Annotated in this window: 12 protein-coding genes and 1 pseudogene; 4 read left to right on the top strand and 9 right to left on the bottom strand. The window is 64.0% G+C overall.

Annotated elements, in window-relative coordinates:
- Nucleotides 1-40 precede the first annotated feature (40 nt).
- Entirely contained in the window at nucleotides 41-2587 is a 2547-nt protein-coding gene (locus tag BPSG_RS03075; RefSeq protein WP_026643345.1) for an ATP-dependent Clp protease ATP-binding subunit, read from the bottom strand.
- A gap of 140 nt (nucleotides 2588-2727) precedes the next feature.
- On the opposite strand from BPSG_RS03075, the gene BPSG_RS03070 reads away from it, so the two are divergent.
- Both BPSG_RS03070 and BPSG_RS03065 read left to right on the top strand, forming a co-directional pair.
- The gene (locus BPSG_RS03070) at nucleotides 2728-3705 is read left to right on the top strand and encodes a universal stress protein (RefSeq protein WP_026643346.1); all 978 of its coding nucleotides are present in this window, start codon (nucleotides 2728-2730) and stop codon (nucleotides 3703-3705) included.
- Between the two features lie 110 nt (nucleotides 3706-3815).
- Entirely contained in the window at nucleotides 3816-4748 is a 933-nt protein-coding gene (locus BPSG_RS03065; protein ID WP_026643347.1) for a hypothetical protein, read from the top strand.
- 86 nt (nucleotides 4749-4834) lie between these two features.
- Here BPSG_RS03065 and BPSG_RS03060 read toward each other — a convergent pair.
- The 5 genes and pseudogenes from BPSG_RS03060 to BPSG_RS03040 all read right to left on the bottom strand — a co-directional run.
- Nucleotides 4835-5671, bottom strand: a pseudogene (locus tag BPSG_RS03060) (DUF3027 domain-containing protein); the annotation flags it as partial.
- Nucleotides 5672-5674: 3 nt separating this feature from the next.
- Complete coding sequence (locus BPSG_RS03055; protein WP_026643348.1) at nucleotides 5675-6064, bottom strand: cold-shock protein; 390 nt, start codon at nucleotides 6062-6064, stop codon at nucleotides 5675-5677.
- Nucleotides 6065-6219: 155 nt separating this feature from the next.
- Entirely contained in the window at nucleotides 6220-8010 is a 1791-nt protein-coding gene (locus tag BPSG_RS03050; RefSeq protein WP_080699194.1) for a sensor histidine kinase, read from the bottom strand.
- Between the two features lie 13 nt (nucleotides 8011-8023).
- Complete coding sequence (locus tag BPSG_RS03045; protein ID WP_033502093.1) at nucleotides 8024-8749, bottom strand: response regulator transcription factor; 726 nt, start codon at nucleotides 8747-8749, stop codon at nucleotides 8024-8026.
- 52 nt (nucleotides 8750-8801) lie between these two features.
- On the bottom strand, nucleotides 8802-9662 hold the full coding sequence (locus BPSG_RS03040; protein ID WP_155266371.1) for a TPM domain-containing protein: 861 nt from the start codon (nucleotides 9660-9662) through the stop codon (nucleotides 8802-8804).
- Between the two features lie 80 nt (nucleotides 9663-9742).
- On the opposite strand from BPSG_RS03040, the gene BPSG_RS03035 reads away from it, so the two are divergent.
- Nucleotides 9743-10036, top strand: a complete 294-nt coding sequence (locus BPSG_RS03035) for a WXG100 family type VII secretion target (RefSeq protein WP_026643350.1) — start codon at nucleotides 9743-9745, stop codon at nucleotides 10034-10036.
- 108 nt (nucleotides 10037-10144) lie between these two features.
- On the opposite strand, the gene groL is transcribed toward BPSG_RS03035, so the two are convergent.
- The 3 genes from groL to BPSG_RS03020 all read right to left on the bottom strand — a co-directional run bounded on the left by groL (nucleotide 10145) and on the right by BPSG_RS03020 (nucleotide 13197).
- Complete coding sequence (gene groL, locus BPSG_RS03030; RefSeq protein ID WP_026643351.1) at nucleotides 10145-11758, bottom strand: chaperonin GroEL; 1614 nt, start codon at nucleotides 11756-11758, stop codon at nucleotides 10145-10147.
- A gap of 244 nt (nucleotides 11759-12002) precedes the next feature.
- On the bottom strand, nucleotides 12003-12209 hold the full coding sequence (locus BPSG_RS03025; protein WP_026643352.1) for a cold-shock protein: 207 nt from the start codon (nucleotides 12207-12209) through the stop codon (nucleotides 12003-12005).
- Nucleotides 12210-12468: 259 nt separating this feature from the next.
- Complete coding sequence (locus BPSG_RS03020) at nucleotides 12469-13197, bottom strand: LytR C-terminal domain-containing protein (protein WP_026643353.1); 729 nt, start codon at nucleotides 13195-13197, stop codon at nucleotides 12469-12471.
- A 138-nt stretch (nucleotides 13198-13335) separates the two neighbouring features.
- On the opposite strand from BPSG_RS03020, the gene BPSG_RS03015 reads away from it, so the two are divergent.
- The gene (locus tag BPSG_RS03015) at nucleotides 13336-14037 is read left to right on the top strand and encodes a uracil-DNA glycosylase (RefSeq protein WP_026643354.1); all 702 of its coding nucleotides are present in this window, start codon (nucleotides 13336-13338) and stop codon (nucleotides 14035-14037) included.
- The last annotated feature ends 72 nt before the right edge of the window (nucleotides 14038-14109 follow it).

The raw sequence follows: 14109 nt of genomic DNA, 5'->3' as shown, positions 1-14109 counted from the left end.
TTGTCGCCGAGGCCCTCAGGCATCATATCCACTTACCGCATCACTGCACGGGCTGCGGTATGGCGTTCTCTTCCACGACGTCCTTGCTTGGATTGCCCTCACCCGCGGCGGGAAGCTCGAATGGCTCGCTGCGGAACGTGAACTCGCCGAGGATGCCCTCGCCGTCCGCGTCCACGATCACGCGCTCATTGTCGTTGAGCTCGCCCATGAGGATTTTCTCCGACACGGCGTCTTCGATGTCGCGCTGGATCACGCGACGCAGCGGACGTGCGCCGAGCAGCGGGTCGAAGCCCTTCTGCGCGAGCAGGTCCTTCGCCTTGTCGGTCAGGTCGAGCTCCATGTGGCGCTCGAACAGGCGGTCGTTGAGCTGCTGCACATCCAAGTCCACGATCTGGCGCACCTGCGGCTCCGTGAGCTGGCGGAACACGATGATGTCGTCCAAGCGGTTGAGGAACTCGGGGCGGAACTGCTGCTTGAGCTCGTTCGAGACCTGGTCCTTCATGCGCTGGTAACTCGTCTCCGTGTTGTTGCCCAGGTTGAAGCCGGTGTTGGCGGCCTTGGCGATGTCACGCGTGCCGAGGTTGGTCGTGAGGATGATGATCGTGTTCTTGAAATCGACCTTGCGTCCCTGACCGTCGGTCAAGTGGCCATCGTCAAGCACCTGAAGCAGCGTGTTGAAGATGTCGGGGTGCGCCTTTTCGATCTCGTCGAACAGCACGACCGAGAACGGCTTACGGCGCACCTTCTCGGTGAGCTCGCCGCCCTCTTCGTACCCCACGTATCCCGGAGGCGCTCCGAACAGGCGCGAAGCCGCGTACTTCTCGGAGAACTCCGACATGTCGACGCGGATCAGCGCGTCTTCGTCGTCGAACAGGAACTGCGCGAGCGTCTTGGCGAGCTCGGTCTTGCCCACACCGGTCGGGCCGGCGAAGATGAACGAGCCGGCCGGGCGCTTGGGGTCCTTAAGGCCCACACGCGTACGGCGGATCGAGCGCGACAGCGCGGACACGGCCTCGTCCTGACCGATGATGCGCTTGTGCAGCTCCGCTTCCATGCCCAGCAGCTTCTTCGACTCCGCCTGGGTCAGCTTGAACACCGGGATGCCGGTGCTCTGCGAGATGACCTGGGCGATGACGTCCTCATCCACCACCATGCGCACGTCGGATTCGCCTTCGCGCCACGCCTTTTCCTTCTCTTTGCGCTCGGCCTCGAGTTTCTCCTGGCTGTCGCGCAATTCGGCGGCCTTTTCGAACTCTTGGTCCTTGATCGCCTGGTCCTTTTCCTTGGCGATGCGTTCCACGCGCGCGTCGAGCTCCTTGAGCTCCGGCGGCGCGGTGAGACGCTTGATGCGCAGGCGCGCACCGGCCTCGTCGATCAGGTCGATCGCCTTGTCGGGCAGGTTGCGGTCCTGGATGTAGCGCGACGAGAGCTCGGCGGCGGACTGGAGCGCGCCATCGGTGATCGTCACGTGATGGTGGTTCTCGTAGCGGGCACGCAGGCCCTTGAGGATCTCGATCGTCTCCGCGATCGACGGCTCCGCGACCTGAATCGGCTGGAAACGGCGTTCGAGCGCCGCGTCCTTTTCGATGTATTTGCGGTATTCGTCGGTCGTCGTGGCGCCGATCGTCTGCAGTTCGCCACGCGCGAGCATCGGCTTGAGCATATCGGACGCGCCCAGCGCGCCGTCCGCGGATCCCGCGCCGACAATGGTGTGGATCTCGTCGATGAAGAGCACGATGTCGCCACGCGTCTTGATCTCCTTGAGCACCTTCTTGAGGCGTTCCTCGAAGTCGCCGCGGTAGCGCGAACCCGCCACCATCGAACCCAAGTCAAGCGAGTACACCTGCTTGCCACGCAGCGTCTCGGGCACATCGCCGGCCACAATCTTCTGGGCCAGGCCTTCGACGACGGCCGTCTTGCCCACGCCGGGCTCGCCGATCAGCACCGGGTTGTTCTTGGTGCGCCGCGACAGCACGACCATGACGCGTTCGATCTCGGCGCTGCGCCCGATGACCGGGTCAAGCTTGCCATCCGCCGCTTCGGCGGTCAGGTTGCGGCCGAACTGGTCGAGGATGGCCGACCCGCTCTGCGCATGCTTGTCCTGCACGCCGCCGGCGTTCGCCAGATCGCCCTTGTCGTCGGTGCCGCCAGCATTGCCACGGATCATGTCGATCGTGGTGCTGCGCAATTCGCCCAGATCCACATCCATCTTGATGAGGACCTGTGTGCCCACGCCTTCGCCTTCGCGAATCAGGCCGAGCAGAATGTGTTCGGTGCCGATGTAGCTGTGCCCCAACTGCAGCGCCTCGCGCAGCGAAAGCTCCAACACCTGCTTGGCGTGCGGAGTAAATGGGATATGCCCATTCGGAGCGGCGTTGCCTTTGCCGATCATTTCCTCGACCTGCTTGCGGGTGTCTTCGAGGGTCACGCCCTTGGCTTCCAAAGCCTTGGCCGCTACGCCTTCTCCCTCACGAATCAGGCCGAGCAACAGATGCTCCGTGCCAATGTAATTGTGCTGGAGGGCACGAGCCTCTTCCTGCGCCAGCACGATCACGCGCCGCGCACGGTCGGTAAACCGTTCGAACATGCTAGTCCTTCCATGGTTGGTAATTCCACATCACTCTACAGATTTACAGTGACGTTTATTTCCGTTCCGCCTGTTTTTCTCAAGAACCGTTACGTTATGCTTGAACGAGGAGTATCGCATGGAAATGTTAGGAGTATGCCATGAGCGAGCAGAACAATGCGCTCAATCCGCAAGGTGACCTTGTCGTAGGCGTCGATGGAACCGTCGAATCGTTCGCCGCGCTGCGCTGGGCGCTCAATCAGGCCGTGCTCTCGGGGCAGTCGGTGAACGCCGTGTACGGATGGTCGTATTCGTGGGACATGGGTCCCGAACCGCAGACCGAGCAGGAGGTGGCCGAGCTGCGCCAGAAACTGGCCGACAAACTGCGCACCTGGGTCGATGCCGCCACGCAGGACATCGACATCGACAACGAGCACATCAAGCTCACGTCGTTCCGCGCTTCGGGCACTTCCGCCCTGCTCGAAATCGGCGCCAACGCGCAGCAGATCGTGGTGGGGCGCCGGTCGATGGGACGTGTGGCGCGCTGGTTCGCCGGCTCGCTTTCCGCTTCGCTCGCCGAGGAGTCGACGGTGCCGGTCACGGTGATCCGCACGGCGAGCGATGAGGACATCGACGTGCAGGACCAGATCGCGAACGCGCTGAGCCCGGGCGACGACCAGGTGCATTTCGTGACGCCTGTCGTGCCGACGCCGCGCGTCGTGCGCCCAATCGTGGTGGGCGTGGACGGCTCGCCCACGTCGCAGCGCGCGCTGGAGTTCGCGGCGCGCCTCGCCAAGCTCAACAGCGCGCCGCTGCACGTGATGTTCTGCTGGCAGCTGCGCGACTTGGGCACCGTTCCCGGCTATGAGTCGAGTGTGGCGCCGATGGAGGTGGCCCAGCGCTACGCCGAGTCGATCGTGACGAAGATGGCGGGCGACTCCCCCATGCCTGCCGGTCTTTCGGTGACGCCGAACGCGTTCCACATCAGCGCGGGCAAAGGCCTTGTCAGCGCGTCACGCTATGCGCGCCACATCGTGGTCGGCTCGCGTGGCCTGAGTGGATTGGACGCGCATCTCCTCGGGTCGGTCTCCAAGCAGCTGCTCAATTCCGCCGAGTGCAACCTGTCGATCGTGCACTGACCGCGCTTCGCCTGAGCTGGGCGCACGCCGGTTCACTGTCAGCTCAGTTCAGGCGCCGGTTCACAGGCAGTCCGCATATGATGTGCGTGGACACAGGGACATAAGGACTTATGACAGCAGACGAACAGCACAGCAACAACGCACGCACAGACGACAAGACCACCACGGTGGCCGGTCAGGACGACACGACCCAACACACGGGCGCAGAGGGGAACACCAGCCAGACCCGCGCGGAGCATGCGTCCGAACAGGACGGCAACCCGCCGTCGTTCACCCCCAAGGACAGCACGCGCACACGTCCGCCCGCACAAGGCGCACACACGACGGCGTCCCGCACGGGCACGGTCAAGCGTCACCGCCCGTGGTGGCAAATCACCGTGCTTGTGGTGTTCGTGGTGTGCGCGGTGGTGGCCGCCCTGTATGCGAACGGCACCATCTGGGGCACGCCGCGCGCGCAGGCGATGAGCGCGTGCCGCACTGCCACCGCACAGGCGCAGGATGCGCACAGGCTCGCACAGACCGCGATCGACGATGCGAAGAAATACCGCGACGACACAAGCAAGACGATCGACGCCGACGCACTGCGCCGTATGACCGTGCTGATTGACGACGCCGAGAAAGAGCCCGCCGTGCCGTCATGCTCGATCACGATGGACAATGCGCGGCTCAACGACCACACCGAGACGGCGAAACAACTCAAGGACGTCTATACGACGATCACCAAGGAACTGGTGCGCATCACCTCGGGAGTGACCGGCGATGACGCCGACGCCACACCAGACGCAACAAGCAGCGGCCTGCCCACGCAGTCCGCCTCGCCGCAGCCCGAGCAGACCGCCACGGCCACACCGAGCGCATCCGCGACGGCAAGCGCACAGCCATCCAGCTCGCCATCCAGCTCGCCGAAGGATCCGGCGCCTTCCACTGCACACCCGACAACGAAGCCTTCCGGCAGCGCCTCACCGAGTGCGTCGGCGAGCCCGTCGCCCAGTGCAACGGCCACAGCCTCGCCGTCGGCGAAGCAAAACGACGACAAGCAGTAAGGCGACGCGCCTTACTCTGCGGATTCGGTTGTTTCTGCGGATTCCGGGGACGTGGAGGCTTCCTGCGCGTCGGCCTCACCGGAATCGTTGGCATTGTTGGCCTCTTCGAGCAGCTCGACTTCCCCGCGTTCCTCACGGGTGCTCTGCGCCACGATGTCGATGTGCATATCGTCGTACGCAGGTTTCGTCTGGATCCACAGGTTGCTCGGCTCCGGCGGTTCGATCTGCGAATGTTCGCCGCACCCGTGGTCGAGTGAGACGACGCGCCCATCATCCGGGCTCCAACGGTTCGCGCACACGCCAAACATCGTGCCCAAATCGCCGCGCAATGGGATGAGGAACCCACACGTCGAGCACAGGTTGCCATCCGCGGTCTTCGTGGACAGCGACTTGGGCCCGTGCGGACCGTCATACCACCGTTTGGCCGTCTGCGAGCGCCCGAGTTCGGACATGACCCGCCGGCGGGACAGGTCGAATTCCTCGACCGCGTCATGCACGTCTTCGGCGCTGTTCGTGGCGCCGTCTTCGGCCACGGCGGTCTCGACCTGCGCCATGCCCTCCTCGGTGATGCCCCGCTCGAGGCGCGGGTCGTCCTGTTCGGTGCCGATGGAGTCGGTGACAGTCAGGTCGGACGGCTCAAGCCGGTCCTTCCACGGCACCCACGGCGGCGGCAGCAATGCCTGGTCCGAGGGGATCAGCGTGGACTCGTCGACGGTCCAGTGGCCCAGTTCCTCGTCATGGTACAGCGTGACCGACCACTGCCAGCCCTCATAGCCCACCATCACCGCGGCGAAGCGGAAATCAGTGACCCCACCTTCCATGGCCTGTTGCGTCACATAGTCGCCGACGGCGTCCGGGTTCTCGGCGGCGTCGATCGCCACGGCACGGGCGAGCGCCACCGGGTCCAAAGCATTGTCTGTCATCAATCATTCCTGTACATCGAAATTGTCCGCCACGGCGCGCAGCAGCGTGGCGAGTTTCTTGCTGTCCGAGGCCGAGGGGTACCGGTGGCGGCGCAGCTGGTTGCCCGCGGAATCGAGCAGTTTGATCAGGTCCTCCACAATGGCCGCCATGTCGTCCGGCTTCGGCCGTGTGGCCTTGACGAGCGACGGCGCGGATTTGACGAATGTTACGTCCATGGCCACGGGCCCCTTGATGCCGTCGATCACCGAATATTCCACCTTCGCGCCCTTGCGTACATCACGCGTGTCCTTCGGCAGGGCGGTCTGGGGCAGAAACACATCATGGCCGTCATCGCTCTCGATGAATCCAAAACCCTTCTTCGCATCGAACCAACGTACACGTCCGCTCGGCATGGTCACCTCTCACCCAGTCAACAAATCGTTCATACCAATGCGCGGGCTCCGGGCCCGCGCGATAATCCAACGTCCTATCTTACCGCAGCCCCCGCATACAGCACAAACCGGCCGCGGTGAGCATAATGCCCGCCACGGCCGGTCCGCGCGCCCGTTCAGGCCTCCGCTTCGTCGGGGGCAAGCGGCATGACGATTGTGAAGGTGAGGCCGCCGCCGGGGCTTTCGGTGGCGCAGATGAACCCGCGGTGCGCGTTGATCACCGATTGCGCGATTGCCATGCCGAGTCCCGTGCCGCCCTTCTGGCGCGCGCGGGACGGGTCGGCGGTGTAGAACCGTTCGAAGATCCGCGCCAGACCGTCCGGCGGCACGCCCGGCCCGTGGTCGGTGAAGCGCGCCACGGCGACCATCATGCCGTGCTGCGTCACGGTGAAGCGCGCGGCCGCGCCCACAATGGCCTGCAACGACTCCTCCCCCGAGGCAAGCGCCGTCAGTTCGTCGAGCGGCATGTCGAGCCCGAGCACGCCGAGCGAGAGTTCGACCGGCGAATCCGCGGGCGTGTAGCGGTGGATGTTGCCGACGATGTTCGTGACCACCTGGTGCAGTCGTGTGCCGTCGGCCACCATCATGACGCTCGGCAGCTCACCGGGCGTCATGCTCAGCCGCAGATGGTCCGGTTCGCTGACGTCGAGGCCGAGCACGCCGGTCGTGATGTCGCGTTCCGGGTCGAGCGCATGCAGGTCGTCCACCGAATCGCGGATGACCGAGCCCAAATCGATGTGGTCGGTGATCGAGATGCCATGGCCTTCGTCGAGGCGCGCCAGCGACAGCAGGTCCTCGACGAGCAGCGTCATGCGCGCGCTCGATGCCTCGATGTGCGCGATCGAATCGTCGGCGCGCTCGATCTGGCCCGGCGCGTTGCGCTGCATGCGGTAGAGCTCGGCGTATCCGTGGATGGCGGCAAGCGGGGTGCGCAGCTCATGGCTTGCGTCGGAGACGAACCGCTTCATCTTCTCGGTCGTGGTCTGTTGCTGGCGGAAACTGCGTTCGATCTGTGCGAGCATCGTGTTGAGCGATTTCGCAAGCGTGCCCACCTCGGTGCCTTCCGGCGCGTCCGGCACGCGTTGCGACAGGTCGCCCGCCGCGATCTTCGCCGCCGTCTTCTCGATGCGCTTGAGCGGGCTCAACGTACGCTGCACGGTGATCGCGCTGAGCACTCCGCCGAGCAGCACGACCGCGGCGCCGACGATGACGCAGAACCGGGTCAGGTTGTCGATCATGTCGATCTGGTTGCCCAGCGACAGGCCGATGTAGATCACGCCGCGCGGTTCGATCGTGCCGTTCGCGGAGTCGCTGACCCAGCGCAATGCCACGACGCGCCACGGGGCCTGCGCCATGACCATCGTCTCGTGGTCCGGCTGGCCTTTCACATTCTCGAGGTCCACCACGGCCGGCGTCGTGTACGGCACGGCGATCTCATGGCCGTCAAGGCCGCCGTCATGGGGCAACATGGGCCGAGAGACGACACCGTCGCGGTACATCGGCTGCAGCAGCTGATAGGTGTGCCCTGTCTGGCTGTCGTAGGCCTGCACATAGTAGCTGACGAACGAGTTGCTGTCGGCGGTGGATTTGGTGTCGTTGAGCAGCGTCGTGTTCTTGAACACGAGTTCGGCCTGCTGCAGCAGCTGGCTGTCGGTGCGTTGCAGCATGTAGCTGTTGACGAGTTGGCGGATCGACAGCGAGATGCTGACCGTGCCCACGCTGAGCAGCACGATGATCGAGATGACGAGCTTGGCGCCCAACGGGATTTTCTGGATGCTGCTGAAGCGCGCGGCGTATGGCGTCCCGCCGTCCTTGGCCCGTGGCGCGCCCCCCTTGCGGGGTGTGGTTCTGGGCGCGCCGCCGACATCGGCCCGCTTCGTTGGTTTCGGGTCGGCTGGAGACTTCATCTGGCGTCGACCTTCAGTTCTTCGGCACCCTGATCATGTAGCCGATGCCACGTTTCGTCTCGATCAACGGCTGCACCTTGTGCGTCGCGCCGTCCTCGTCCTCCACCTCGAGGTCGTCGACCTTCTTGCGCAGATACGAGATATACGATTCGACGATGGCGGCGTCGCCTCCCCAGTCGTATTGCCACACATGGTCGAGGATCTGCGCCTTCGACAGCACGCGGCCCTTGTTGTCCATGAGGTAGCGCAACAGCTTGTATTCGGTGGGGCTCAGGTCGATCGGCTTGCCGGCGCGCGTCACGTCGTGCGAATCCTCGTTGATCTCGAGGTCGCCGACGCGGATGATTGGGTCGTCCTGCTCCTGTTCGCGCGTGCGGCGCAGAATCGCGCGGATGCGCGCGACCACTTCCTCGAGGCTGAACGGCTTGGTCACATAGTCGTCGCCGCCGACGGTCAGGCCCATGACCTTGTCTTGGGTGTCGTCGCGCGCCGTGAGGAAGAGTACCGGCGCGTCGATGCCTTCCTGGCGGATGCGGCGTGTGACGGTGAATCCGTCGATGTCCGGCAGCATGACGTCGAGGATGATCAGGTCGGGCTGGGTCTTCTCGATGACCTCGATCGCCTCGGATCCGGACGCGGCGGTCTCCACTTCGTATCCTGCGAAGTGGAGCGAGGCCACAAGCAGTTCACGGATGGACGGTTCGTCGTCGACGACGACGATGGATGTTTCGTTGCTCATACTGCATATGATGACGACGAACTCTGGACGTTTCCTGAACGTCAGCTGAAAACTAATGCTCGTCCGCGACGGCGGAAGCGCCCCCGGAGGCCGGATCGGCGTCCAAGGCCGGGGCGGTCTTTGCGGTGCCCTTGCGGGCGTCATCATCCTGCGCGTCCTCGTCCTCGACGGCGCGTTCGGCGTCACGCTCGGTCTCACGACGGCGACGCACCACGATCACCGCCACGGCGCCGATCAGCAGCACGGCCACGGCGCCGATCATGACGATGGTGCCGACCGAGGCCGCGGTCGATGAGGTGGACGTGCTTTTCGCGGTCTGGATGGCCTGCATCATGTCGATCGCCGACTTCGCCCAATTCGGCCCGTTGGCGTCCGCATCATCCGTGAGCGGCGCCGAGGCCGCCTCGGAAAGCTTGTCCACCGTTTTGTGGTTGCACAGCCATTCGGCGGAATCCGGCGAAACCACAACCGCCAGGTTGCCGTCGTTCGATGCGACGGCCAAAAGCACGGTGTTCGGCGGCGGGTCGAGCGACTTGAGGGTCTGCGCCGCCCATGCGTCGGGCTGCTTGTCGGTGTTGAACGAATTGACGTAGATCAGGCGCACCGTCACACCGGTGCGTTCATAGGTCTCTTTGATGGCGTCCGTGACCGCGCCAAGGTTGTCCCCCAGCAGGTTCTGGGTGTCGACGATGTTGGCCGCCACGTCCTCGGTGCTTGGCGTCGTGGCCGTGGCGGTCTGCGAGGGCGCGGCCTCGTCCGCATAGGACGGCGTGGCGATGACGCCGGTCAACGCCATGGCGATGACGAGCATGAGCATGCCGACGGCACGAGCAACCGGTCGGGACGATTGTGGATAACCCGGGCATCCGACCACAGGGGCGGAACCGGCTTTGCTTGCACATTGAGATGTCATAGATTCCACAGTACCGGCCGTCATGCCCGGCCGGCAGGTATTAGCAGACAACTGAATACACCACCCAAGGAGGAACCATCATGCCACAGTACCAAGTGGATTCGGAACGTATCCAAGCCTCGAGCGCCGCGGTGTGCACGTCGATCACGGCGATCCGCCAATCGGTCGACCAGATGTACGGCAACCTCAATGCGCTGCAGGACGCGTGGCGTGGCGGCGCCGCCACGCAGTTCAACGCGCTCGCCGCGCAATGGCGGGCGGCGCAGCAGCAGATGGAGCAATCCCTTGAATCCATCCAGCAGGCCCTCACCCAGGCCTCGAGCGTCTACGCCGATGCGGAATCGCAGGCGGCGCGCCTGTTCAGCGCAGGGTGAGCCCACATATGGCGAGGGCCCCACCCGCGGTATGCGGATGGGGCCCTCGGCTGCTGATTCACCGCAGCGCGACGGCAATGCCGTTGGCGCCGCTATGACATAGTTCTATCAGTAGCCCATGTCAGGCGCGGCCGAAGCGGCCGGAGCCGGTTCCGGCTTGTTGGCCACAACAGCCTCAGTCGTCAGGAACAGGCCGGCGATGGACGCGGCGTTCTGCAGGGCGGAACGGGTCACCTTCACCGGGTCGGTCACACCGGCGGCCATGAGGTTCTCGTAAGTGTCGGTGGCTGCGTTGAAGCCTTCGCCCTCAGGCAGCGAGAGCACCTTGTCGAGTACCACATCGCCCGAGAGACCGGCGTTGTTGGCGATCTGCTTGAGCGGGGCTTCGATGCCACCGAAGACGATCGCGGCACCAGTGGCCTCGTCGCCCTCGAGGTTGACGTCCTTCTCCGCCTTGGCGGCGGCCTGCACGAGCGCCACACCACCGCCAGGCACAAGGCCTTCTTCGATGGCAGCCTTGGCGTTGCGCACCGCGTCTTCGATGCGGTGCTTGCGCTCCTTGGCCTCGACCTCGGTCGCGGCGCCCACCTTGATGACGGCCACACCACCGGCGAGCTTGGCGAGACGCTCCTGCAGCTTCTCGCGGTCGTAATCGGAGTCGGTGTTCTCGATCTCGGCGCGAATCTGGGCCACGCGGGCCTCGACGTCTTCCTTCGAGCCGCCACCGGAGACGATCGTCGTCTCATCCTTGGAGACGATGACCTTCTTGGCGGTGCCGAACACGGACAGGTCGATCGAGTCGAGCTTGAGGCCGATCTCCTCGGAGACCACCTGACCGCCGGTCAGGATCGCCATGTCCTGCAGCATCGCCTTGCGGCGGTCGCCGAAGCCCGGGGCCTTGACGGCGCAGGACTTGAACGTGCCACGGATGTTGTTGAGGATCAGGGTCGGCAGCGCTTCGCCATCCACGTCCTCGGCGATGATCAGCAGCGGCTTGCCGGTCTTCATCACGAGCTCGGCGATGTGGACCACGTCCTGCTGCGAAGAGACCTTGCCGCTCGTGAGCAGGATGTACGGGTCGTCGAGCACGGCGGTCTGGTCGTCGACGTTGGTCACGAAGTACGGGGAGATGTAGCCCTTGTCGAAGCGCATGCCCTCGGTGAACTCAAGGTCCAGACCGAAGCGGTTGTTGTCCTCGACGGTCACCACACCATCCTGGCCGACCTTGTCGAGCGCCTCGGCGATCTTCTCGCCGACCTCGGGATCGGCTGCGGAGATCGTCGCGGTCGCGGCGATCTGCTCCTTGGTCTCCACCGGCTTGGCAGAGGCCACGAGTTCCTTGACGATCGCGTCGGAGGCCTTCTCGATGCCACGGCGCAGCGCGATCGGGTTCGAACCGGCCACAACATTCTTGAGGCCTTCGTGCACAAGGGACTGGGCCAGCACGGTCGCGGTGGTGGTGCCATCGCCGGCCACATCGTCGGTCTTCTTGGCGACTTCCTTGACGAGCTCAGCGCCGATGCGCTCGAACGGGTCTTCAAGATCGATTTCCTTGGCGATCGACACACCATCGTTGGTGATGGTCGGCGCACCATAGGTCTTGTCGAGCACCACGTTGCGGCCCTTCGGTCCCAGCGTCACCTTGACGGTATCGGCGAGCTTGTCGAGACCCGCCAGCATGCCCTGACGTGCTTCCTCATCATATTCAATGATCTTTGCCATTGTTCCTCCACTATGGGATTGATGTTGTACGACACCACTCGGGACGCGGCGTGCTATCCGACCGTCAGCTTTCGGGTATCACTCCCACGGTCCGAGTGCTACTACGGCAGAGTAGCACTCTCGATGCTCGAGTGCCAACTCGACATGCAGGAATTTGCGCTCTCGGCAAGAGACGTAAATGCCCGGAATACCGCAAAGCGGCTTCCGGGCATTTACGTTCGGCGCGCGATGCGCGCACCCACCGTCAGTTCAGCACAACAACGTCTTTCGCCTGATACCCCTTGGGCGTCTCGACGACGCTGTACTCCACACGGTCACCCTCCTTCAACGTCCTGAATCCATCGGCCTGAATCACCGAATAATGGACGAAGACATCCTCACCACCCTGTGCAGGGTTGATGAAACCATACCCCCTGCCGGCGCTGAAGAACTTGACTGTTCCTTGTGCCATCTGCCTGTTTTCCTTCTTATGTATTGCAATCATGTCGTCCCCCGGATCACCATGATCTCAAAACTTCCCCAATCACAGGCGTCCATATTGGGCGGCCGCAGGTCATTCTACCGCGTGTATGCCCGTGAAACGCTCGAAATCTGTCATTTGAGATGGTTCAGTGCGGATTCGCGCCTCCTCGCTAGTCATTTTAACCTGAAATATACAAAAACCGCCCGGTGAACAACCGGGCGGCGACATATGGGTAGCTGTGGCGCGCTCACTGCATCAGTACAACCTGGATCGGTGTGCCGATCGACGTGGATTGTTCCACGGTGGCGATACCCAAGGCGTTGGCCACCTGCTGCGCGGTCGCCAGATCGGCCTCGTTCTGGTAATACACCACGGTCTGCGCGGGCAGCACGGTCGTCGCGTCAGGGTTGGCCGCGCTCACATTGGTGAATCCCTGGTTCTGCAGCACGCCCGCACGGTCGTTCGCGTAGCCGGACACGCCCGTGCCGTTAATCACCGTGATCTGCGCGTTCGTGTTGACCTGCTGCGACTCCTCTGGAGTGCTCTGCGCGGATTCGCTTTCGGAAGGCGTCTGGCTCGGCGTCCCCTCAGCCGACGTCGACTCGCCCGCCGTGGCGCTTTGCGACGACTGCGAGGCGGTGCCCGACGCGCTCTCGTCCGCCGACGAGGAGGATGAGCCCTGCGAGGCGGTGCCCGACGCGCTCTCGTCCGCCGACGAGGAGGATGAGCCCTGCGAGGTCTGCGCCGTCGTCTGCGTCTGTTCGGAGCGGCGGTTGAACATGTTCGCCGCCTCACCCGAGAAGATGCTCCAGAACAGCACGCCCGCGGCCACGGCGGCCACAAGCACGATGATGAACGGGGTGACGCGCACGATCATCGGCCGATTGCCGCGGTGCACGCCAACGGGGCCCTCGGGGGGATTGTCAAAGGCGTCCTTCTCATAGGACTGGTACTGTTCAGTGTCCTTACGAGCCATGGAAAATCCTTCCGCTATACATGCAACCAGTACACGCCCGCACAACCATTCCTAACCGAACAGACGATGGGCTCCCACCACTATACCAACGGGCACGAAACGGCGGGCCATCTGCGGGCCGCCCGCTACAGTGGAACCATGAGCACTGCACATACCAAACCCCTCAGCGAGCTGATCGACCCGGGCTGGGCGCATGCACTGGCAGGTGTCGAGCCCCAGATTCACGCGATGGGCGATTTCATCCGACAACAGCAGGCGCAGGGCAAGCGCATCCTGCCGGCGAGCGGCAACATCCTGCGCGCCTTCACCATCCCATTCGACTCCGTCAAGGTGCTGATCGTGGGGCAGGACCCCTACCCCACGCCCGGGCACCCGGTCGGATTGAGCTTCTCGGTGGCGCCGGGCGTCAAGCCGTTGCCCAAGAGCCTCATCAACATATACAAGGAGCTGCAAAGCGACCTGCATGTGCCGCCGCCGACGAGCGGCGACCTGACCCCATGGACGAGGCAAGGGGTGATGCTGCTCAACAGGTGCCTGACCGTGGAGGCCGGACGGCCCAACAGCCATGAGAACAAAGGATGGGAGCAGATCACCGACGCGGCGATCCGCGCGTTGAACGACCGCAAGGACGCACAAGGCCGCCCGCTGCCGCTCGTGGCCATTCTCTGGGGGCGTAAAGCCCAATCGCTCGCCCCACTGCTGACGAACGCCACGATCATCACCTCACCTCATCCCAGCCCGCTTTCCGCCTCGCGCGGGTTCTTCGGGTCCCGCCCGTTCTCGCGGGCCAACGAGGCCCTCGAGCGCATGGGCGCCACCCCGATCGACTGGAGCCTATAAACCCCCGTGGCGGCCTCACGCTCAACCATTGCCGCTACAATGACGACACGATATAACATCCGACCTACCGAT

Origin of the sequence: Bifidobacterium pseudolongum subsp. globosum, assembly GCF_000741295.1 — a bacterium.
In the GTDB taxonomy this organism is placed as follows: domain Bacteria; phylum Actinomycetota; class Actinomycetes; order Actinomycetales; family Bifidobacteriaceae; genus Bifidobacterium; species Bifidobacterium globosum.
This window is presented reverse-complemented; position numbering and strand designations above follow the sequence as displayed.